This window comes from Tepidanaerobacter sp. EBM-49 (assembly GCF_001896645.1).
Lineage (GTDB): Bacteria > Bacillota > Thermosediminibacteria > Thermosediminibacterales > Tepidanaerobacteraceae > Tepidanaerobacter > Tepidanaerobacter syntrophicus.
Genome location: NZ_MPPE01000048.1, coordinates 1 through 20,848, shown reverse-complemented (window position 1 = coordinate 20,848; position 20,848 = coordinate 1). Strand labels below are relative to the sequence as shown.

At 39.5% G+C, this 20,848-nt stretch carries 24 protein-coding genes and 1 riboswitch; of the genes, 17 read left to right on the top strand and 7 right to left on the bottom strand.

Annotated features, from left to right (window positions below; translation table 11 throughout):
• Positions 1-3 precede the first annotated feature (3 nt).
• Entirely contained in the window at positions 4-756 is a 753-nt protein-coding gene (locus BUE08_RS08660) for an amino acid ABC transporter ATP-binding protein (protein WP_059032176.1), read from the top strand.
• Positions 757-764: 8 nt separating this feature from the next.
• Here BUE08_RS08660 and BUE08_RS08655 read toward each other — a convergent pair whose 3' ends face one another.
• From BUE08_RS08655 to BUE08_RS08635, 5 genes are all read right to left on the bottom strand, one after another.
• On the bottom strand, positions 765-3,158 hold the full coding sequence (locus BUE08_RS08655) for a homocysteine S-methyltransferase family protein (protein ID WP_502689441.1): 2,394 nt from the start codon (positions 3,156-3,158) through the stop codon (positions 765-767).
• Complete coding sequence (locus BUE08_RS08650) at positions 3,139-3,807, bottom strand: vitamin B12 dependent-methionine synthase activation domain-containing protein (RefSeq protein ID WP_286680749.1); 669 nt, start codon at positions 3,805-3,807, stop codon at positions 3,139-3,141. The genes BUE08_RS08655 and BUE08_RS08650 overlap by 20 nt, the downstream gene beginning before the upstream one ends.
• Before the next feature lie 61 nt (positions 3,808-3,868).
• Complete coding sequence (locus tag BUE08_RS08645; RefSeq protein WP_059032182.1) at positions 3,869-4,591, bottom strand: UPF0280 family protein; 723 nt, start codon at positions 4,589-4,591, stop codon at positions 3,869-3,871.
• Positions 4,592-4,609: 18 nt separating this feature from the next.
• On the bottom strand, positions 4,610-4,846 hold the full coding sequence (locus tag BUE08_RS08640) for a 4Fe-4S dicluster domain-containing protein (protein ID WP_059032184.1): 237 nt from the start codon (positions 4,844-4,846) through the stop codon (positions 4,610-4,612).
• Positions 4,839-6,020 (bottom strand): homocysteine biosynthesis protein, encoded by a 1,182-nt coding sequence (locus tag BUE08_RS08635; protein ID WP_286680748.1) that lies wholly within the window; start codon positions 6,018-6,020, stop codon positions 4,839-4,841. Before BUE08_RS08635 ends, BUE08_RS08640 begins: the two co-directional genes overlap by 8 nt.
• Before the next feature lie 107 nt (positions 6,021-6,127).
• Positions 6,128-6,242, bottom strand: a riboswitch (SAM riboswitch).
• A 314-nt stretch (positions 6,243-6,556) separates the two neighbouring features.
• Here BUE08_RS08635 and BUE08_RS08630 point away from each other — a divergent pair.
• The 7 genes from BUE08_RS08630 (at position 6,557) to argH (ending at position 12,719) form a co-directional block, all read left to right on the top strand.
• A complete protein-coding gene (locus tag BUE08_RS08630; protein WP_059032189.1) occupies positions 6,557-7,093 on the top strand; it encodes an HdeD family acid-resistance protein in 537 nt (178 codons plus the stop codon).
• A gap of 379 nt (positions 7,094-7,472) precedes the next feature.
• Positions 7,473-8,189 (top strand): AzlC family ABC transporter permease, encoded by a 717-nt coding sequence (locus BUE08_RS08625; protein ID WP_286680747.1) that lies wholly within the window; start codon positions 7,473-7,475, stop codon positions 8,187-8,189.
• Positions 8,182-8,490, top strand: a complete 309-nt coding sequence (locus BUE08_RS08620) for an AzlD domain-containing protein (RefSeq protein ID WP_286680746.1) — start codon at positions 8,182-8,184, stop codon at positions 8,488-8,490. The genes BUE08_RS08625 and BUE08_RS08620 overlap by 8 nt, the downstream gene beginning before the upstream one ends.
• Positions 8,491-8,643: 153 nt before the next feature.
• The gene (gene rlmH / locus BUE08_RS08615; RefSeq protein ID WP_353682111.1) at positions 8,644-9,123 is read left to right on the top strand and encodes a 23S rRNA (pseudouridine(1915)-N(3))-methyltransferase RlmH; all 480 of its coding nucleotides are present in this window, start codon (positions 8,644-8,646) and stop codon (positions 9,121-9,123) included.
• A 74-nt stretch (positions 9,124-9,197) separates the two neighbouring features.
• Complete coding sequence (locus BUE08_RS08610; protein ID WP_059032195.1) at positions 9,198-10,004, top strand: lipid II flippase Amj family protein; 807 nt, start codon at positions 9,198-9,200, stop codon at positions 10,002-10,004.
• A 124-nt stretch (positions 10,005-10,128) separates the two neighbouring features.
• Positions 10,129-11,340 (top strand): argininosuccinate synthase, encoded by a 1,212-nt coding sequence (locus BUE08_RS08605; RefSeq protein ID WP_286680744.1) that lies wholly within the window; start codon positions 10,129-10,131, stop codon positions 11,338-11,340.
• Positions 11,337-12,719, top strand: coding sequence for an argininosuccinate lyase (gene argH, locus BUE08_RS08600; protein WP_286680743.1), 1,383 nt, complete (start codon positions 11,337-11,339; stop codon positions 12,717-12,719). Before BUE08_RS08605 ends, argH begins: the two co-directional genes overlap by 4 nt.
• A gap of 2 nt (positions 12,720-12,721) precedes the next feature.
• Here argH and BUE08_RS08595 read toward each other — a convergent pair whose 3' ends face one another.
• On the bottom strand, positions 12,722-13,423 hold the full coding sequence (locus tag BUE08_RS08595; protein WP_286680742.1) for a Crp/Fnr family transcriptional regulator: 702 nt from the start codon (positions 13,421-13,423) through the stop codon (positions 12,722-12,724).
• Between the two features lie 93 nt (positions 13,424-13,516).
• Here BUE08_RS08595 and BUE08_RS08590 point away from each other — a divergent pair, with 93 nt between their 5' ends.
• The 7 genes from BUE08_RS08590 (at position 13,517) to BUE08_RS08560 (ending at position 19,016) form a co-directional block, all read left to right on the top strand.
• Entirely contained in the window at positions 13,517-14,245 is a 729-nt protein-coding gene (locus BUE08_RS08590; protein ID WP_286680741.1) for a 4Fe-4S binding protein, read from the top strand.
• A gap of 88 nt (positions 14,246-14,333) precedes the next feature.
• Positions 14,334-14,660 carry a cupin domain-containing protein gene (locus BUE08_RS08585; protein ID WP_286680740.1) on the top strand — a complete coding sequence of 109 codons (327 nt, stop codon included), beginning with the start codon at positions 14,334-14,336 and terminating at the stop codon, positions 14,658-14,660.
• A gap of 271 nt (positions 14,661-14,931) precedes the next feature.
• Complete coding sequence (locus tag BUE08_RS08580) at positions 14,932-15,696, top strand: DeoR/GlpR family DNA-binding transcription regulator (protein WP_213996887.1); 765 nt, start codon at positions 14,932-14,934, stop codon at positions 15,694-15,696.
• 21 nt (positions 15,697-15,717) lie between these two features.
• Entirely contained in the window at positions 15,718-16,659 is a 942-nt protein-coding gene (pfkB, locus tag BUE08_RS08575) for a 1-phosphofructokinase (protein WP_286680739.1), read from the top strand.
• Positions 16,660-17,100 (top strand): PTS sugar transporter subunit IIA, encoded by a 441-nt coding sequence (locus BUE08_RS08570; protein ID WP_273038762.1) that lies wholly within the window; start codon positions 16,660-16,662, stop codon positions 17,098-17,100.
• Positions 17,101-17,234: 134 nt separating this feature from the next.
• Positions 17,235-18,614: a PTS fructose transporter subunit IIC gene (locus tag BUE08_RS08565; protein WP_286680738.1), complete on the top strand. Its 1,380-nt coding sequence runs from the start codon at positions 17,235-17,237 to the stop codon at positions 18,612-18,614.
• A 180-nt stretch (positions 18,615-18,794) separates the two neighbouring features.
• Positions 18,795-19,016, top strand: coding sequence for a sulfurtransferase TusA family protein (locus tag BUE08_RS08560; protein WP_059032211.1), 222 nt, complete (start codon positions 18,795-18,797; stop codon positions 19,014-19,016).
• 11 nt (positions 19,017-19,027) lie between these two features.
• Here the strand turns inward: BUE08_RS08560 and BUE08_RS08555 are convergent, their stop codons facing one another.
• Positions 19,028-19,930, bottom strand: a complete 903-nt coding sequence (locus tag BUE08_RS08555) for a selenium metabolism-associated LysR family transcriptional regulator (protein ID WP_213950471.1) — start codon at positions 19,928-19,930, stop codon at positions 19,028-19,030.
• Between the two features lie 133 nt (positions 19,931-20,063).
• Between BUE08_RS08555 and BUE08_RS08550 the strand changes: the two genes are divergently transcribed.
• Together BUE08_RS08550 and BUE08_RS10960 are read left to right on the top strand one after the other, a co-directional pair.
• Positions 20,064-20,732 (top strand): YeeE/YedE thiosulfate transporter family protein, encoded by a 669-nt coding sequence (locus BUE08_RS08550; RefSeq protein WP_286680737.1) that lies wholly within the window; start codon positions 20,064-20,066, stop codon positions 20,730-20,732.
• A gap of 35 nt (positions 20,733-20,767) precedes the next feature.
• On the top strand, positions 20,768-20,848 hold an 81-nt coding region (locus BUE08_RS10960; protein WP_353682114.1), incomplete at its 3' end, for a sulfurtransferase TusA family protein.

The following is a 20,848-nucleotide window of genomic DNA, read 5'->3' as shown; positions in this document are numbered from 1 at the left end:
ATTATGGCAGTTCTTAGTGTAGAGGGCCTTTATAAAAGCTTTAAAGGCAAAGCTGTATTAAAAGATATAACTTTTCAACTTGCTCAAAATGAAATACTTGCGATAATTGGCCGCTCTGGTGTGGGAAAAACCACACTTTTAGGCTGCATTAACAATCTTGTCCGGTGCGACCGAGGCACAATAATAGTTGACGGGATGTACCTGTGCAAGGATGAAAATGGGACAAGCGTGTATGCAAAACCTGCTCAGATCCTTGAGATAAGAAAAAAAGTAGGATTAGTTTTTCAAAATTTTAACCTTTTTCCTCACATGTCTGTATTGGAAAATATAATAGAAGCGCCGATAAATGTATTTGGCGCTTCTAAAAAAGAGGCTGAGGGCAAGGCGCGAGAATTATTAAAAATGCTTGATTTAGAGGATAAAGCAAACTCTTATCCCTTTGAGCTTTCCGGAGGGCAAAAACAAAGAGTGGCTATTGCCCGTGCCTGTGCATTAAACCCAAAAATAATGTGCCTTGACGAACCTACTTCCGCTCTTGATCCGGAGCTTAGAGAAGGCATAGCATTAATTGCCGAAAAACTGGCAGCCGATGGAATGGGTGTTTTAATAATAACTCATGATATGAATTTTGCAAAAAGAGTAGCACACCGCGTAATATTTATGGATGAGGGACGAATTGTTAAAGAAGCTGGAAAAGAAGAGTTCTTTAACAACATTGAAAATGAAAGAATAAAAAGTTTTGTTATGATGGACTAAAGTAGATATTAGGCACTAAAAAATTCTTGGGCTATTCTTACGGCTTCTTGCGCGTCTTTTCCGTAATAGTCTGCTCCGATATTTCTTGCAAATTCCGGATTAAGAACTGCTCCCCCCACCATTATCCCGCAGTCAAGTCCCTCTGCTCTTATCGCCTTTATTGTTTTAGCCATATTTTGCGCTGTGGTTGTCATCAAAGCACTCAGACCTACAAGTCTTACATTATGTGCTTTGATATGTCTTATAATTTCTTCTTCAGGTACATCTTTTCCAAGATCTATCACATCAAAGCCATAATTTTCAAGAAGTATTTTCACAATATTCTTTCCTATGTCGTGAATATCCCCTCTCACTGTAGCCAGGATGATTTTACCTTTGCTGATACTGGTATTTCCCGCGCCTGTTTTTACAATATAGCTTTTTATAGCCTCAAAAGCGCTTTTTGCAGTCTCTGCAGACTGAATAAGCTGGGGCAAAAATATTTCTCCAGTCTCATATTTTCGGCCGACTTTATCTAGAGCAGGGATGAGATATTCATCAATTATTTGAGTTGGAGTTAAGAAATTTAGCATTTCATTGACTTTAGACTGAGCATCTTCTGCAAGGCCGTTTATTATAATACTTTCAATATCGCCTAAATTTGAAGAGGCTAATACTTTGCGGGCATCAGGCTCCTTTTCTGCACTGGCATATTCACTGATGTAATATTTTGCATACTTGTCGTGTCCCCACAGCACATTAAAGGCATTTACCGTCCCCATCACTTCTTTATCGGTAGGATCAATTATTGGCGCATCAAGCCCCGCTTCAAGGGCCATTGCAAGGAAAGTGCGGTTTAACAAAGAGCGATTAGGAAGACCGAACGAAACATTGCTTACACCTAGGACGGTTTTGACGCCAAGATATTCCTTTACAAGCCTTACAGCTTTTACGATTTCTTTTACGTCATCTTGTTGAGCAGAGGCTGCGATTACAAGGCAATCGATAATCAGATTTTCTTTTAATATACCATATTCTTCAGCCGCTTTTACTATACGCTCTGCGATCTTAAATCTATCTTCAGCTCTTGATGGGATGCCATTTTCATCTAAGGTTAGGCCTATAACACAGGCTCCGTATTTTTTAACTATGGGGAAAATGTCATCCATTATCTGTTTTTTGCCGTTTACAGAGTTAATTATCGGTTTACCATTATAAATTCTTACAGCAGCTTCAATTACATCGCTGTTTGCACTGTCTATTTGAAGAGGAATACTGATAGAGCTGGAAAGTTCTCGAACGATATTGAGCATCGTAGCTTTTTCATCTATTTCAGGCAGCCCCGCATTTACATTTAAAATATGCGCTCCTGCATCTTGTTGGAGCAAAGCCTGACGAAGGACGTATTCCATATCACCGCTTTTCAATGCTGTTTGAAGACGCTTTCTGCCAGTGGGATTGAGCTTTTCTCCGATAACAGTTACTCTATCGCCGATTATTACCGTTTTTGAAAAAGAGCTTACAGCTGTCATTGGCTTAACATGCCGTTTTACAGGCTTTAAACCTGAAATTGCGTTTCTAAGAGCCTTTATATGGTCATAGGTTGTGCCGCAGCAGCCTCCTAAGATTATAGCGCCTTTTTCAGCTATCTTTTTCGCATATTCCGCAAATTCTTCAGGCCCTACATTAAATATGGTTTTTCCATCTACGAGTTTTGGCATGCCTGCATTAGGCTGAGATATTACCGGCAGTGTTGAATATAAAAGGACCTCTTCGATTATTGGCAGCATTTCGCGGGGGCCTAAAGAACAATTTATACCTAAGGCATCAACGCCAAGACTCGAGACAACATTTACCATTGTCAGAGGATCTGTGCCGGTAAGAGTTCTTCTGTCTTTTTGAAAAGTCATTGTAGCTATTACAGGCAAGCTTGTGTTTTCCTTGGCTGCAAGTATGGCTGCCTTCATTTCATAAATATCTGACATTGTTTCTATTAAAATTAAATCGGCACCTGCTTTACTGCCAATGATTAATTGTTCTTTAAAAAGATCATAAGCATCTTCAAAGGACAAAGAGCCATATGGCTTCATAAGCTGTCCAATGGGACCGATGTCTAAAGCTACGAGCTTTTCTTGGGCAGTTTCAAGTGCTATATTTACACCGGCACTTACAATTTCGGTTACATCATATCCGTATTTTTCAAGTTTTAGTCTGTTTGCACCAAATGTGTTTGTTGTAATCACATCTGCGCCGGCATCCAGATACCCTTTGTGGACCTTTTTAATAATTTCAGGATGAAGAATGTTATAGCTTTCCGGAAGCTCTCCTGCTTTAAGGCCATATGTTTGAAGCATTGTGCCCATTGCACCATCGAAAATTACAAAGTTTGAGAAGTCGATTTTCTTATTCAAGAAGGCTTTCATCCTTTCTATATTGGCAGTTTACAGCAGAACATGACATACATTTTGTGCGATTCTCGCCTTTGAGGGGCATAGTCTGCCTAAGCCCCATAATTGCTGTCAGAGATTTGCGGGGAGAAAGCAGGAAGCTTTCTGTAACAGAAAGGCCGATTTTTCTATATGCATCTAAGGCTTGAAGTATCTCAAATTGAAAGTGAAGGGGGAATTTTCCGTAACCGGGTCCATATCGAAAAGTTGCATACAAATCTTGCGCTAAAGCTATTGATTTAACTTCTGAATCTGCCTTGCTAAATAAAGACTCAATAGCGGCTGAAGCGCATGCATCTAGGATAAGGCCCTTTATAGGCCGAGTCTTCATGTATAGCAAAATCCTTCTGTCAATTTCTAGACCGAGCGTAGCAGCTACTAGTGCTACTTTTGATGAGTCTTTTAAATAATTCAGTATATCATCTTCACTAAATATTATGTTGCTACCTCTGAGAAAAAGCACCTTATTTTGGAGCTTTATATCAAAAATCTCATAAGTATATTTAGGATTTGAAATATCCTGTATCTCATGGGTGCATTCATCCACTAATTTTATCGTATCCGGGTTTGGCTTGATACTGCCAAAGCCCAGATAGCAGAACACATTTTCATATTCGATATTCATGATAGCTCCCTGAAAAATTCAAACTTTACTTTTAATATTTTGATCGTATAGCTTATAGTAATTATGGTCTAGTAAGGGTAATATTTCCCCATACCCCCATCTTATCTTTTATAATAATTAAAACTCCCTCTACACCTGGAATAGATCTTGCAAAATCGATTCCGGCCTGTATATCCTCAGGGGTTTTGACTCTATTACCAACAGCAGTTGCAGCAGCATCAGCCAAAAGAGTGTCGTGGGATACCACCACTGCCGCATCGGCTTTGCCAAAACTTAGTGAATGCCCTACCGTCCCGCTAGAAGTACATACCCCTATCGAATTTTCAGATGGTGGAAAAAGTAAGGCAATTTTATTTGAGAGAGGTGATTTACCGGCATATACCAATACATGCCTTTCGCGGCTACTCTTAATATATATATCGCCGCCGTTTTCAATTATTATTTCATCACTGTATTTTTCAAGAGCCTTTCCTACATACTCACTTATAGCGCCTGCTACGGCAGCCATAGGTCCGACGCCGGCGGCTCTTGATGCACGACACATATGCTTTACTATGACAGGAGCATCCTCTGCCGGGTTTACAGGCACAAGGCTTGTTAAAAATTCAGGGCAAGACTTTATATAATCTGAAATCTCGCCCCTATATTTTTTAAGTTCTATTGTCGCCTCATTTTTCAAATCGGATTTAGAAATAATCTCTAAATCCGATTCGTATTCAGTAACATTAAATTTTACAAGACCTTCTGCCTTCATATAATCTCTGTAAAATCGTTTTTGATACATATTTGCCTCCGAAAATACTTATAAAGCCGCAGCAGCTGCAGATGGCAAGTCTTCTGAATCGCTGCTTATAGCGCGCAGAGGGCAAGCACCTATGCACAGCATACAACCCTTGCATTTCTTTATATCATATTCTAATTTCCATTCTTTGGTGTCAAAACATAACGCTTTTGTACTGCACACTGCAGTGCATGCACCGCATTCCACGCATTTTTTCGATTCTATATAAATTTTTTGCCTATATACATTTTTACTCATCTTCAAACTCTCCTTCCCTTACTTCTTCAAGAATATTTAGCTTTGCAACTTTACCGAAATGTTCTATCGGTTCCTGCAGCGTAAACTTCTTCATTTGTATCCAGCGCTTTAATTCTGCTGCAATTTCCCGAGCCTTGCTTAAACTTGAAAGCGGCGTAGTTGGTATTTGCCGTCCCTCGAAAGTAACTGTTCCGCTTCGAAGCTGGGCGTAACTTACTTTGCCGAGTATCGGCCTTGAACGTCGGCCGGTGCTGTAATCAACAATATAGGTATATATATCCTTATTTTCGACTGCTAAATTCATCAACATATCTTTATCAAGCACAGGTATCGGAATTCCTATGCCTACAAACATCGAGGTACCGTATTTTTCAAATACCGCGGGCTGAATATAATCACAACTCATCTCTTTTAAGTTGCCGATAACTGCTAAAGTTGCTGCAGAACCTATAGGAACACCATTTGTCTCGCGCTCTACTTCGGTTAAAAATTGAGTTCCCTGCCATGCTACATAACCTGGGGCACCTGCTAAAAATATTCTAGTTCCTATGCCGATTGTCCGAAGATACGGATCATTTAACAATGGGCTTAGCTCGCCTGCGGTAGAGTAGTTTATATTTGCCATATTGGGCTGCAGAACTCCCATATAGGTATACAAAGTTCGTGATGAAGTATTAGTAGCTGCATTGTAGTTTTGATAGCAATTCCTCGGGTTAAAAAGATAAGCCTCATTTATTGAATCCTTTGTTATATAAGTATCAATTTCTTTCCTCGGATAGCAATCCGTTCCGGGGGATGTGGCCTGCAAATGTATTTTCTTTCCTGATATTAAATCACATATTACATGAGCACCGCCATATTCTATACCTCTGTCTGTTGAAGTTTCGGTGGCGCCTAAATATGCATCAACTGCTGCAAGGCCGGCATGGGCAGGCACATTGTTCAGCAGCACCTTGGTCATTCGGATGGGAGGGTCGCTGTGGCCGAAATTTAAAAACGCACCGGAGGAGCACATCGGGCCAAAGGTAGCAGTGGTTACAACGTCTACATATTTTGTAGCTTCATCTATGCCCTTCTCCTTAACTATATCAATGATTTCCTCGGCTGTGACAACAACTGCGGTTCCGTTTTTGATTTTTTCGTTGATTTCTTCGAAAGATTTTTTGACTTCCATTATAAAAATGCCTCCCTGGAGTAAAAAATTTTGCAAAATAAAAGCTGCTTTTCGATAAGAAAAGCAGCTCGTTGCTTTGCGCACACAACAAATAAAACAGGCTGTTAATCTTATCTCTCAGGATTATCACTATCCTGCAGGAATTGACACCGATGCATTCTAATGGAAAATGCCGGTTGTCGAGCGTCATAGGGCCCGTCCCTCAGCTACTCTGGATAAGATGTTTTATTCAGTTTTGTTTATTTCTTATTAGTTTACATTACTTGATAAAGTTTGTCAAGGGTATTTTACCTAAGTTTGAGAAAAAGTTGTGACAGCAGCATGGCGAATCATGATAGGAGAACACATAGAGACGGTTCGAGACCACTGAGAACATGGAACACATGGGGACGGTTCTTTTGTGTTGTCAGACAACACAAAAGAACCGTCCCCATGTGTTCGACTGACTGGACTGACTGAATTAAAATTATGGTAATAGTAAAATAAATATGTTAATATTATATATAGAAATAAACCCAAAAAATGGAGGCGATTATATGAATTACATGAAAAAATCAGAAAGATCTATTATGATCATATCTATTCTATTTATTGTTTTAGGAATAATATTAATTGCAAAACCTGAATTTTCCCTTATAGCTATATGCCGGCTCTTTGGTATTATAATATTAGTCCCGGGAATAATCCAGCTTGCAAATTTCTTGCGCAAACCTACAGAAGAAAATATATTTGGATTAGATCTTGTCTTTGGGCTATTTTTTATTTTGCTTGGTATCTTTATGCTAATTGCTCCTAAAGCAGTTGTTTCTGCATTTCCTCTAATGATAGGGATAGTGATAATAATTGACAGTATACTGCGTCTGCAATTATCAATTAATCTAAAAAGAATAAGTTATGACAGATGGTGGGTGCATCTTTGTTTTGCTATCTTGACAGGCGTGCTTGGAGTTTTACTGGTCTTTAATCCTTTCGCGGGTAGCGTCATTCTCACGAGAATCATCGGCATTACATTAACTATCAGTGGTATTGTCAATTTAATCGGCATAGCACATATTTCGAAAGCTTTCAAGTAAATAAATAAGAATAGATGCTTTCAAGATACACGAATATCAAGCCTTGCGGGCGAACTTTCCTTGCCTGTAAGGCTTGATTTATGAAATTAAATAATATAAAAGTGTAAAAAAGAAAAGCTTAATTAGTAGAAAAACAAGCTTTGTTTTGATAGAATATAACAGGCATATCGACTTCAGTAATGCATGAATTAAGAAGCATAAGGCAATTAAATTTGCTGTATTAATATATAAAATAATCATCAAACGGAGACTGGCAGCTAAGAATCTAATGAAGCTGAGAATCTCCTGCTTTCAAATAAATATAAGGTGGAGAAGTTTAATTCACACTAAAGGATGCATTTCTATAAATCCTAGAAAGAAAAGAGGAAGGTTGCGCTAATTGAAGATACATACAAAAGAAGATTTTTACAAAGGATTGATTCATGGGATTCCGATTGCCCTAGGTTATATACCAGTTTCGTTTACCTTCGGCCTTATGGCGGTAAAAGGCGGCATACCGGCACTAGCTGCAATTTTAATTTCAATGACTAACTTAACATCGGCAGGACAATTTGCAGGGATGAATCTAATTATAGAAGGGGCTTCTCTTGTTGAAATAGCTTTAACAACACTTATAGTAAATCTGCGCTATATGCTCATGTCCATCTCTCTTTCACAGAAGCTTTCAAATAAAATACCGGCATTTAAGAAATACATACTTGCTTTCGGAATAACAGATGAGGTTTTTGCAGTATCTGCCGTGCAGCCGGGGGAGGTAACTTCGTCTTATATGTCAGGCCTTGTTACGCTTCCCTATATCGGTTGGACAATAGGGACAATAATGGGTGCTTTAGCATCTTCGCTATTGCCTCAAATGCTTCAAAACTCTATGGGTATAGCCCTTTACTGCATGTTTATTGCAATAGTAGTTCCTGCCGCAAAGGAATCTATAGCAGCTTTTGCTGTAACCTTAATAGCAATATCTATAAGTTCGCTATTTACTTGGGCACCCTTTATGAGCTCGATGTCAGCAGGATGGGTCATTATAATTGCTACAGTTGTTGCCTCCAGCATTGGAGCCATCGCGTTCCCAAGAGAGGATGATGAATGTGACTAAAACTAATCCATATCTTGCACTTATTGTCATGGCTGTCGTAACTTATTTAATAAGGGTTGCGCCTATTGCTCTCATAAAAGGAAAACTAAAATCAAGGTTTCTTAAATCTTTTCTGTATTATATGCCCTATGCTGTTTTAGGAGCTATGACATTTCCGGCAATCCTTTTTTCCACGGGGAATATAGTGGCATCAGCGCTGGGCGGCGCTTTTGCGTTATTTTTAGCTTATCATGATCAAGAAATGATAAAAGTTGCAATAGGAGGAATAGCAGTAGCTTATATTTGCCAGCTATTGCTATAAATCCAATAAAATTTAAATTAGAAAAACTTAAATTTTAAACTATAACGCCTGAAAACCTCCAAGAATTCAAAGCTTATGCTATTTAGAACGAAACGGAATGGAGAATCTTAAGGACGAAGTCTTTTCCTGCAGAAAATAAAGGATGTGCCAGTGTTGAACATAGATATTATTTGCGTAGGCAAGATAAAAGAAAAATACCTGCTAGACGGCATAAATGAATATAAAAAAAGACTTTTGCCTTACTGCAAATTGCGCATTATCGAAGCCATAGAGCAAAAGGCACCTGAGACCTTAAGCGAAAAGGAGAAGGTTCAGGTATTAGAGCGTGAAGGAAGGGATATTCTCCAAAAATTAAATCCTTCTTCATATATAATTACATTGTGCATTGAGGGACAGCCACTTTCCTCCGAAGAAATGGCTAAAAAGCTCAGTGATCTTATGATAGACGGCAGGTCACATGTTACATTTATCATTGGCGGCTCTTTAGGCCTTTCCTCGGAAGTTAAAGCCCGAGCAGATCTTTCCCTTTCATTTTCAAAACTTACCTTTCCGCATCAACTGATGAGGCTAATATTGATTGAGCAAATTTATCGATGGTTTAAAATAATACACGGCGAACCGTATCATAAATAACAATAGGTAGGCAAGCAGTTATTGATCTTGAATATTTTGCACACTGAGAAAATCTTATATGAGGGGCTGAGCTTGTGGAAGAGTTTGAAAAAATAGCAGTGATTTGCATACTTACCATGATAATCCACAGTGTTGATACCCTATCTTACTCAACACGCATAGCCGGTATCCGCACAAAAAAGCTTGCTGTGGCGCTGTCTCTTTTTAACATTATAGTTCTTGTTTCAAGAACATCAAATATGATTCAAGCTCCTCTTGTAGGAAGCATAGTAGATTCTGCCATCAAGTTTGGCAGGCAGGATATATTAGGCGATTTTCGGCTAATAATACTGTCGGCCACTATTGGAAGTATCGTCGGTGCTATGTTTATACCTACATTTATTAATATATTTACATATGCCATAAATCGGTTGGAAATAGTTGGCTCAGTTCCTAATCTCCTCATGCATACCTTTTCTATAAATGCGCTAAAAAAAGTCAAGAAAAGCATAGCACCTCCCAGCACAAGATATCTCAAACAAGTTCGCTATTCAGGCATTCCTATAAGTCTTGTAGTGTATCACACCCTCATAACTTCAATTTACACGGTAGGTATACTGGCATCAGTATACGCAGGCGTGGTAATACCTGCTTACCGCCTGACGGCAAGTCAGCTTTCCGGCATTATAAACGGTGTGGCTACAGTGCTGTATGCGGTTGTTGTAGATCCGACAGCTGCCCTAATAACAGATCAAACCCTTCAGGGAAAGCGCCCGGCAAAAGATGCCACTTCTTTGGTAACGCTGCTTGTATGCGGCAAGATAGGCGGGACGCTTTTAGGACAACTCATATTTTTACCGGCTGTGGATATCATAGTTTATTTTACAAAACTTATAATATAAATCCAAAGAGATGTATGGCTGCGAAAAAAATAAGCAGACATGTAGTAAATTTTAAAGATAGATATTGCATAAATATGCAATATAGTGTATAATTATCAAATAATACGGATACGGAGGTAAAAATATGAGTAGTAAAAAAGTAGTATTAGCTTATTCAGGGGGGCTGGATACATCAGTAATAATCCCATGGCTTAAGGAAAATTTTGATTATGATGTAATAGCTGTAGCTGTTGATGTGGGGCAGGGAGAGGAACTGGATCCTCTTAAAGAAAAAGCGATAAAGACAGGTGCAAGCAAGATTTACATAGAAGATGCAAAGAAAGAATTCGTAGAAGATTTTATATTTCCAACACTGAAAGCAGGCGCTATATATGAAGGCAAGTATCTTTTAGGAACATCTATGGCACGCCCTGTTATAGCCAAACGACTTGTGGAAGTAGCAGAAGCGGAGGGAGCAGAAGCTATAGCCCACGGCGCCACCGGCAAAGGAAATGACCAAGTCCGATTTGAGCTTACTATTAAAGCACTTAATCCCCATCTAAAGATAATCGCACCTTGGAGGATGTGGGATATAAAATCACGAGAAGAAGAAATCGAATATGCCCAAAAGCGGGGGATACCCATACCGGTAACCAAAGAACATCCTTACAGCATGGATCGCAACTTATGGCATCTAAGCCATGAAGGCGGAGACTTGGAAGATCCGGCAAATGAATCAAAGGACGATGTCTGCCTTATAGTGACACCACCTGCTAAGGCTCCGGATGTTCCTACATATGTGGAAATAGGCTTTGAAAAAGGTGTGCCTAAGACGATAAACGGCAAAAGTTATGAGCCGGTAGAACTGATAGAGGAGCTAAACAAAATCGGCGCCAAAAACGGCATAGGAATTGTAGATATGGTAGAAAACCGGTTGGTTGGCATTAAATCTCGGGGCATATATGAGACACCGGGGGGAACTATACTTTACCTTGCACATAAAGAATTGGAGTCGATTACCCTTGACCGCCAGACGTCGCACTTCAAGGAACACGTAGCCCAAAAGTTCGCAGAACTGGTATATGATGGCTGCTGGTATACACCTCTTAGAGAAGCGCTGTCGGCTTTTGTAGACAGCACTCAAGAAACCGTAACCGGCACAGTGCGCATGAAACTTTATAAAGGAAATTGCACCCCTGCCGGTATTAAATCAGATTATTCACTGTATGATGTGGATCTTGCCACATTTGGAGAAGAGTATGTGTATAACCAAAAAGATGCGGAAGGTTTTATAAACCTTTTCGGCTTGCCGCTTAAGGTTAGAGCCCTTATGATGGAAAGGAATAAGAAGTCATGAAGCTTTGGGGCGGAAGATTTACCAAAGAGGCAGATAAGGCTATGGAACGCTTTAATTCATCCATATCTTTTGACAAGCGCCTTTACAAATACGACATAAATGGCAGCATAGCACATGCTGCCATGCTTGCAAAATGCGGCATAATAAGCCGGGAGGATGCAAAAAGCATAATCGAAGGGCTTAAATCTATATTAGATGATATAGAAAGCGGAAAGCTTAAAATATCTGAAGATGCAGAGGACATCCATACCTTTATAGAGCAGCAGTTGACCTGCCGTATAGGAACAGCAGGGCAACGCTTGCATACGGCTCGCAGCCGCAACGACCAAGTGGCTCTTGATATCAGAATGTATTTAAAAGATGCTATAAGTCAAATACAGCAGTTACTAATTTCTCTAATGGAGACAATTACTGATGTGGCATTTATTCACATAGATACCATAATGCCCGGATATACCCATCTGCAAAGGGCACAGCCGGTGACTCTTGGTCATTATTTGATGGCATATTTTCAGATGTTTAAGCGAGATTATGAGCGGCTGGGCGATTGTTATAAAAGAGTTGATATTATGCCCTTAGGCTCAGGAGCTTTGGCTACCAGTACCTATCCTATAGACAGGCATTTTGTTGCAGAAAAACTCGGATTTTCATCGGTTTCAGAAAATAGTATGGATGCGGTATCAGACAGGGATTTTGAAATAGAATTTTTAAACTGTGCCGCCTTGATAGGTATGCATCTAAGCCGTTTTTGCGAGGAACTTGTGATTTGGTCCTCCGCAGAGTTTAATTTTATAGAATTAGATGACGCGTTTTGCACCGGAAGCAGCATTATGCCACAAAAGAAAAACCCTGATGTTGCAGAGCTTATCCGCGGCAAAACCGGCAGGCTTTATGGTGATCTTATAAGGCTTTTTACAGTTATGAAAGGCCTACCATTAGCATATAATAAAGATATGCAGGAAGACAAAGAAGCTATCTTTGATGCAGCTGACACTCTTACAGATTCAATTTCCATATTTTCAGCCATGCTTTCTACCGCGACTTTTCATAAAGATGTAATGTTAAAAGCAGCTTATGGCGGTTTTACAAATGCCACAGACGCTGCTGATTATCTTGTAAAAAAAGGGATGCCCTTTAGGCAAGCTCATGAAATTATAGGGCGTTTGGTGGTATACTGCATTGAAAACGGTAAAGATTTATCTACTATTTCCATTAAGGAGTATAAGCAGTTTTCTGGGTTATTCGATGAAGATATCAAAGGCGCAATAGATTTAAAGACTTGTATACAAAATAGAAAGGTTTATGGCGGTCCATCCCGAGAAAGCGTGACTGTCATGATAGATAATGCAAAAAAATTTTTAGAGGAACATAAAAAATAACTTTATTCCACATACCGTCTTAAAGCCTTGACGTCCTTTATCTTGATTGTTGAGCGGTGATAATCGATAATCCCTTCATCTTTCATGCGGCTCATTTCCCGGGACATGGATGGTCGTGACACATTTAAAAAATCTGCCATGTCGTTTCGATTCATGGGTAAAACAAATGTAGTTTTACCCGTTTTTTTATATTGGTCCAGTAAGAAAGCGCTAATTTTACCCCTCATACTTTTAATTGTCAGATATTCAACCTTCTTATTTAACGCCAAAGCCCGTTCGGATACAATCTTGAGCATATTAAGTATTAGGGTTTTGTGCCATGGGCACACCTTATCGCACTGACCTGTTATCTTTTTACCTGAAAGAAAAAATACAGTGCAGTCTTCCGAAGCTATAACTGTGGAAGGCCAGACCGGATTTTTTGAAAATACCACCATCTCTCCAAACATATCCCCAGGCTGCAGTATCGCAATAACCAGCCGATCGCCGGCAGAATTTTCTCTTACCACGGCTGCCTTGCCCTTCAACAACACCCCCACCGACTCAAAAGCATCTCCTGCCATAGCGATAAGCTCATCCTTTTTGTAATCGCATATCCTCGGCTCAAGACAGCCCATCATGAGAGACAATTCATCTTTTTTTATTCCTTCAAACAAAAGAGTTTCAGGCAAAACGCTTGCTTTTACATCAAAAATATAAATCACCCACTTTTTGTAGCCATGGCTACCGAAATATTGTCTATATTTTACTACTATATAGTTAAACATACAACATGTAATTAAAAGAAGGTGAGCATAATGAAAAGAAAAATTGTTACCATAGATGAGGAAAAATGCAATGGCTGCGGTCTTTGCGCGAGTGCCTGTCATGAAGGAGCGCTACAGCTTATAGACGGAAAGGCAAAACTTGTATCAGAAACTTACTGCGACGGATTGGGCGACTGCCTTCCGAAATGTCCTACAGGAGCAATTACCATAAGGGAGATGGAAGCTGCACCATATAATGAGGAAGCAGTGAAGAAAAATATGATGGCAAAAAATGCCAAAAACACACAAGATGCCTCAGAAAACAAACTGCCCTGCGGATGTCCTGGCAGCAGAGTAAAAATGCTAAATAAGGAAGATAATCAAAAAATTGGGTATGCTGCTGTAAAAGAACAATCACGGCTTGCCCAATGGCCATGCCAGCTAAAGCTTGTTCCGGCAAATGCGCCGTTTCTTACCAACGCTCATTTGCTTATAGCCGCCGACTGCACCGCATATGCCTACGCCTCTATCCACAATGACTTTATGAGAAACAGAGTTACGCTGATAGGCTGTCCAAAGCTTGATAATGTCGATTATACAGATAAGCTTACAGATATTCTAAAATTTAACAACATAAAAAGCGTAACAGTGCTGAAAATGGAAGTTCCCTGCTGTAATGGCATCGCAAACGCTGTAAGAGAAGCGCTTATCGCAAGCGGCAAGATGATCCCTTGGAATATAGTTACCATAAGCACAGAAGGGGATATTATCGAGGATTGAATTTAGAACAGGGATGAAATATAAAAAAGATAGAGTTTTACAGATTTTCTACTTTGAAAAACCAAATATATTATACGGGGGATTTTTTATGATAGAAAAAAGATATGAATTTACCTTTTCGGATGCAAAAGCCATTGATAGAGTCGTATCTGACGATAATGTAGACATAAATCATATGATACTTCCGAAAGGGGATGCACTTCCCGAGCACTATACAAATTCAAATGTGTACATGATTGTAGTAAGAGGCGAAATTTCACTACAGCTGGGCACGCAGGATGAGCACACCTATCCTGCAGGAAGCATCATAGCAATTCCATATAAGACAAAAATGAATGCACGCAACAATCATGAAGAAGTATTAGAATTTTTTGTGGTTAAGGCTCCAAGCCCTAAAACTTTTGCCAAAAATTAAGGCATTAGCCTTATTAGCTATGCCGGCGCTTACAGCGTCGGCTTTTCTTTATTTCTCAGAATTATTTTTAAATGATTGAATCTGCCTGAGTTTAGAATAGAATATGTTAATTTATGCGTAGTTAATATAAAAATTAAGCAAAATTATTTAGAAATGAGCAAAAAACTATTGATTTAAATTTAGAATCGGGGTATAATTTAATCAAACGAGAGCAAATAAGCATAAAGATAGTAAATGATTAATTATATAGCGAAAAGCGAGAGTGATTTTCGTGTTTGCAGAAGAAAGACAGCAAAAAATCCTGGAACTCCTTGAAAAAAACAGCAGTATAAAAGTTAAGGAACTTGCAAAGATGTTTGATGTATCCGAGTCTACTATAAGAAGAGACCTGCAGGAGATGGAAGAAAAACAGCTTTTAAAAAGAACCCATGGGGGAGCAGTTGGAATTAAAAAAATGATATTTGAACCTACTTTCAAGGAAAAGGAAGACAAAAGCCAAAGAGAAAAATCAATTATTGCAAAAACTGCAGCTTCTTTAATAGAAGATAATGATACCATAATCTTGGATTCGGGCACTACTACTCTAGAGATAGCAAGGTGTCTTGAAGCAAAGGACATAACAGTTATAACAAATTCTATTGACATAGCTTCTGAGCTTTCTGAAAAAGACGATGCGGAACTTGTGATTACAGGTGGATCGCTAAGAAAAAAGACTCGGGCCATGGTAGGACATATAGCAGAAAGCACTATACGTAATTTTAGAGTAGACAAAGCCTTCATAGGAGCAAACGGAATTTCCGTAAAAGAAGGTATTACAACGCCAAATTTTATCGAAGCTCAAACCAAAAGGGCCATGATGGAGGTGGCTGACAAGGTATATATAGTAGCAGATGCTTCCAAGTTTAACCAGGTCTGTTTTTCAGTGATAAGCAGTATCAGAGAAGTAACCGCCATTATAACCAGTGGAGATTTAGATGAAGAAGTGATAAAGGAATTTGAAGATGCGGGAGGCAAAATCATCATAAAAAATGAGTAATTCAAGCGAAAGGGTGACCAAATGCAGATGGTGATTACAGTAACTCTAAATCCGGCACTAGATAGAACGCTTAATGTGGACAATTTTACCATAGGAACAGTAAACAGGGTAGTCGGGGCAAGATACGACATCGGCGGCAAAGGAATTAACGTCTCAAAAGTTCTGAAAAATTTCAATATAGACTCTTTATGCCTCGGCTTCTTGGGCGGAATTTGGGAAGGTTATTTTTTGCAAGAGTTAAAACGCCGGAATATCTCCTCGAATTTTACCCATATAGATGAAGATACAAGGACTAACACAAAAGTAGTAGATACCATAAAGGGCACGTTTACAGATATAAATGAAGCAGGTCCCGAGATAAAAAAATCAGAGCTTGAAAAATTCATGTATACTTTTGAAAATTCATGCAAGAACGGCGATATAGTAATTTTATCAGGAGGAGTAAGCCCATCGGTGCCTTGGGATATTTACGGGAAACTTATTAAAATAGCCAAGGAAAAAGGAGCTACAACAATACTTGATGCGGAAGAGGAGCTGCTTAAAGAAGGGGTCAAAGCAAAACCGGATATTATAAAGCCCAATATACACGAACTTACAAAACTCATGAATTTAGATGATGGCTCAGATGATGCCATAATAAAAGCCGGAAAAAAACTGGTAGGATATGGGATAAAAAAGGTTCTTGTTTCCTTAGGGGAACGGGGTGCAATATATGTGACGGAAAATGGAGTATATAAGTGCAACGGATTGAAAGTGCCGGTAAAAAGCACAGTAGGAGCAGGGGATTCTATGGTAGCAGCTCTTGCTTATAGTTTAATAAATGATTTTAGCGATGAATATACGTTAAAATTTGCAAATGCCTGCGGAGCAGCAACTGTAATGTTGGAAGGCACAGAAGCATGCACTTTAGAGCAAGTTAAAGATTTAGTGGATAATGTTTTCATTAAGGGGGAAAATTATTAAATGGAAATCAGAGACATGTTTTCGAAAGAAAGAACGAGTTTTGATTTAAAGGCAACTACCAAAGAAGAGGTTATAGATGAACTTATAGATATTTTATACAAAGACGGAAAGATAACAGATAAAGAAGAATTTAAAAAAGCGGTATTAAAGAGAGAAGAAGAGTTTTCAACAGGTATAGGAATGGGAATTGCCATTCCTCATGGCAAAAGCGCCGCAGTTAAAGAAGCTTCAATAGTTTTTGGTAAAAGCACAAAGGGTATCGATTTTAATTCCATGGACGGCGAGCCGGCTCATTTGTTCTTTCTTATAGCTGTTCCTGAGGAATCTAATGATGTGCATCTTAAGGCTTTAAGCGAGATATCAAGGAGGCTGATGCATGAGGAAGTAAGGGAAAAACTCTATAAGGCTCAAAGCTTCGAGGATTTTATAGAAGCATTCTAATATCAAATTCTAAGACAAATATCTAGGTTTTGATAATTTTACTAAATATGAGGCAAGGCCGCTGCTGACTTGCTATATTAGGATAGCATAAGGCCTTTTGGAACTAATAAAATATAAAAGAGGAGGACTTATATATGAAAATTGTAGCTGTTACGTCGTGCCCTACGGGCATAGCCCATACCTATATGGCTGCTGAAGCGCTTCAAATGGCAGCTAAAGAGCTTGGTCATGAGATAAAGGTGGAGACCCAAGGTTCTGTAGGCGCAGAAAACGTTATAACAGAAGAAGATTTAAGGCAGGCAGATGCGGTTATCATTGCCGCTGATACTAATGTTGACAAATCTAGATTTACAGGGCTTCCGGTAATAGAAGCTTCTGTAAGCGAGGCGATAAAAAATCCAAAGGCCCTTATAAATAAAGCCCTATCCGCTAAGCCGAAGGTGAGTGCGGTAAAAGAAACTGTCCAGCCAAAAAGTAAAGAAAAGGAATCTCAAAAAGGTCTTTATAAGCATTTAATGACAGGCGTATCATATATGATACCCTTTGTAGTGGCAGGCGGAATATTAATAGCCTTGGGATTTGCCTTTGGAGGCATATATGTTTATGAAAACGTAGGAAGCCTCGGCGAGATTATCTTCTCAACAGGGAAATTAGCTTTTTCGCTAATGGTCCCGGTGCTTGCAGGTTATATTGCTTATTCCATAAGTGATAGACCGGGTTTAGTCCCTGGATTTGTAGGCGGTGCTCTTGCAGATAAATTAGGCGCAGGATTTATAGGCGCGCTTCTTGCAGGGCTTATAGCAGGTTACACTGTGGCATTTTTAAAGAAATATATTAAGCTGCCAAAATCTATGCAGGGATTGATGCCAGTTTTGGTGCTGCCTGTGCTTTCAACATTGATTATGGGTCTTGTGATGGTGCTGGTATTAGGCGGGCCTGTAAAATCTATAAATGATGCAATGTCAGCATGGCTTAATAACTTACAAGGATCTAGTGCAGTGCTCTTAGGTATAGTGCTGGGCTGCATGATGGCTTTTGACATGGGGGGTCCTATAAACAAAGCGGCATACGCCTTTGGCACTGCTACAATAGCCGCGGGACAACCAACACCGATAATGGCTGCGGTCATGGCTGCCGGCATGGTGCCGCCACTGGGCATAGCCCTTGCAACGATTATTGCTAAAAACAAGTTTACTGCCGCCGAAATAGAAGCAGGAAAAGCAGGCTGGGTCTTAGGACTTTCGTTTATAACAGAAGGGGCGATTCCATTTGCGGCAGCAGATCCCTTTAGAGTGATTCCATCTATAATGGCAGGTTCAGCAGTAACAGGAGCCCTTTCTATGCTTTTTGGCTGCGCACTAGCCGTGCCCCATGGCGGCATTTGGGTGCTTTTTATACCAAATGTTGTAACAAATCTATTCTTTTACATTCTTTCTATAGCTATAGGCACAGTAGTTACAGGATTATTGCTTTCGATTTTAAAAAAGCCTATAGAAAATAGCTCCTCTTTATAAATACTAAATTGCAACCATTTATTTTTGTAAAACCACTTGGCTTGCCCAAGTGGTTTATTTACGTATATAATTATATTACATACGGAACAATATTCCGGAGTTATATAGGATATGAAGGCTTTGAATTTATCTTAATATCTTAAAATATAGTCATATAAAGATTAAAAAAGGTGGAGAAAGTTGACAGAACATTACATTGACGCAATGGGTTTTATGTGTCCGGTGCCTAATATGATGGTGCAGGAAAAACTAGAACAAGCTCAGCAAGGGGATGTTATCATACTTGAAACAGACCACAGCTGTGCAGCCGTAAACATAATAAATGATATGAAAAAGAAAAAAATCCGAGCTACATCCCAAGAAATTGATAATGGTATATGGCGTGTTGTGATAAGACTATAAACCTTACAAAATTAACAAAATCCGCGGCTGGGAAGGTGTAAAAACTTTATAAATGCCCGTGCTACAGTGCTCTGGGCTTTTTCTGTTTTATAGGCAAGGTAAATTTTTTGCTTTAAAGTTATGCCCTTGATATCAACGGCCTTAAGAGTTTTATTGTGCAGTTCTTTTTTAAGGGCAAGTTTTGACATTATTGATATGCCGTGACCTGCTTCTACAGCGGCCTTGATGGAGTCTACGCTGCTAAGTTCCATGACAATGTTAAGAGAGGAAATATCAATTCCTGCCGAGCTCAAGCAATTTTCAACAACTTGCCGAGTGCCGGAGCCGTGCTCCCTCATAATAAGGGGTTGTTTTACAAAGTCCTCCGGCAGCAAATATTTTTTGCCATTCCAGGGCTCTTTATTCGGCACTATAACTGTCATATCATCAGTGGCTATTTCTTCAATAGCAAAAGGACCTGAAACCCGATCGCCCTCAATAACTGCCACATCAACTATTTCATCTTTTAAGTCACTGATAACCTGTGTTTGATTTCCCACTTTTAATTTTAAATTTGTTTCAGGGTATTTCTCTTTAAATATAAATATACTGCACGGCACCGCATAACCGCCGACAACCGAAGTGGCTCCGATAGTAAGACTGCCCTCTACCGAGGCACGCAGGCTGTCCATCTTGGATTCCAGCTCGCTAAAAAGGTCTGTTATCCTGACGGAATAATCGTAAAGCAGCCTACCTGCGTCGGTTAAACTTGTGCCACGATTGCTTCGCTCCAACAGCTGTATCGAGAAATAATTTTCCAATTGCTTTATTTGCTGAGAAAGAGCCGGCTGAGTGATAAAAAGTTCTTCGGCAGCCTGGGTAAGGGAACCGGTTTTAGCTATAGCAGCAAATGCCTTTAAAAAATCGATATTCATAGTAAACCACCTTTTTGATATAAGCTATACTTATAATAACATAAAATTAGCTAATTTTACAACTATTCCTAAGCTAAGTATAATAAAGATAGTGAAGGAAATCACAAGTACAATCTTTATAGGAGGTGTTTTTGTGGCGCAATCAGAAGTTTCACTGAAATCCAGGATAAAATCAAAACCTGCTGCTAAAAAGAAGAACCAGATAGGTTACGGCATCGCACTACTTGCACTAATAATTGTTTTTGGCTGGTATTTATCTACTGTAGCAACTTCCGTAGCTCTTCGCTGGATAATTGGAATTGCTTTTGGGTTCATTCTGCAGCGCTCCAGGTTTTGCTTTACCGCAGCTATGAGGGATCCCTTTTTAACAGGCAGTACATCACTTCTAAGAGCGGTTATCATAGCAATCCTGGTAGCCATGATAGGATTTTCAGCGGTGCAATTTGCGGCAGTAAGCGCAGGAGAGGCTGTTCCCGGCAACATAAGCCCTGTGGGAATCCATACCCTACTCGGAGGAATTATCTTTGGAATAGGGGCGGTTATCGCCGGCGGTTGTGCATCGGGGACTTTGATGAGGGTAGGCGAAGCATATGTGATGAATATGGTGGCACTGGTGTTTTTTGTTATCGGCTCAGGATTTGGAGCATATATCTTCGGTTGGGTAAAAGACAACATAGTGCGCTCTTCGCCTGCGGTATTTCTTCCTGATGTGCTCGGTTGGCCCTTAGCTTTCTTCGGGCAGATATTGGTACTTTTTGGATTATATTGGCTGGCTTTTTGGTGGGATTATAGAGAAGTATAAAAAATTTTTAAAAGTATAAAAAGGAGAGGATATAAATGGCAGAAGTATATCTTGATTGTTTAGGAGAGGCTTGTCCCGTACCCCTTATAAAAACTCAAAATAAGTTAAAGGAGCTC

What these genes read in the sequence shown, in the direction of transcription:
- BUE08_RS08655 (WP_502689441.1), bottom strand. Translation starts at nt 3,158, where the DNA reads ATGAAAGCCTTCTTGAATAAGAAAATCGACTTCTCAAACTTTGTAATT.
- BUE08_RS08635 (WP_286680748.1), bottom strand. Translation starts at nt 6,020, where the DNA reads ATGGAAGTCAAAAAATCTTTCGAAGAAATCAACGAAAAAATCAAAAAC.
- BUE08_RS08605 (WP_286680744.1), top strand. Translation starts at nt 10,129, where the DNA reads ATGAGTAGTAAAAAAGTAGTATTAGCTTATTCAGGGGGGCTGGATACA.
- BUE08_RS08565 (WP_286680738.1), top strand. Translation starts at nt 17,235, where the DNA reads ATGAAAATTGTAGCTGTTACGTCGTGCCCTACGGGCATAGCCCATACC.
- BUE08_RS08660 (WP_059032176.1), top strand. Translation starts at nt 4, where the DNA reads ATGGCAGTTCTTAGTGTAGAGGGCCTTTATAAAAGCTTTAAAGGCAAA.
- BUE08_RS08590 (WP_286680741.1), top strand. Translation starts at nt 13,517, where the DNA reads ATGAAAAGAAAAATTGTTACCATAGATGAGGAAAAATGCAATGGCTGC.
- pfkB (WP_286680739.1), top strand. Translation starts at nt 15,718, where the DNA reads ATGCAGATGGTGATTACAGTAACTCTAAATCCGGCACTAGATAGAACG.
- BUE08_RS08555 (WP_213950471.1), bottom strand. Translation starts at nt 19,930, where the DNA reads ATGAATATCGATTTTTTAAAGGCATTTGCTGCTATAGCTAAAACCGGT.
- BUE08_RS08630 (WP_059032189.1), top strand. Translation starts at nt 6,557, where the DNA reads ATGAATTACATGAAAAAATCAGAAAGATCTATTATGATCATATCTATT.
- BUE08_RS08650 (WP_286680749.1), bottom strand. Translation starts at nt 3,807, where the DNA reads ATGAATATCGAATATGAAAATGTGTTCTGCTATCTGGGCTTTGGCAGT.
- BUE08_RS08570 (WP_273038762.1), top strand. Translation starts at nt 16,660, where the DNA reads ATGGAAATCAGAGACATGTTTTCGAAAGAAAGAACGAGTTTTGATTTA.
- BUE08_RS08585 (WP_286680740.1), top strand. Translation starts at nt 14,334, where the DNA reads ATGATAGAAAAAAGATATGAATTTACCTTTTCGGATGCAAAAGCCATT.
- BUE08_RS08645 (WP_059032182.1), bottom strand. Translation starts at nt 4,591, where the DNA reads ATGTATCAAAAACGATTTTACAGAGATTATATGAAGGCAGAAGGTCTT.
- BUE08_RS08640 (WP_059032184.1), bottom strand. Translation starts at nt 4,846, where the DNA reads ATGAGTAAAAATGTATATAGGCAAAAAATTTATATAGAATCGAAAAAA.
- argH (WP_286680743.1), top strand. Translation starts at nt 11,337, where the DNA reads ATGAAGCTTTGGGGCGGAAGATTTACCAAAGAGGCAGATAAGGCTATG.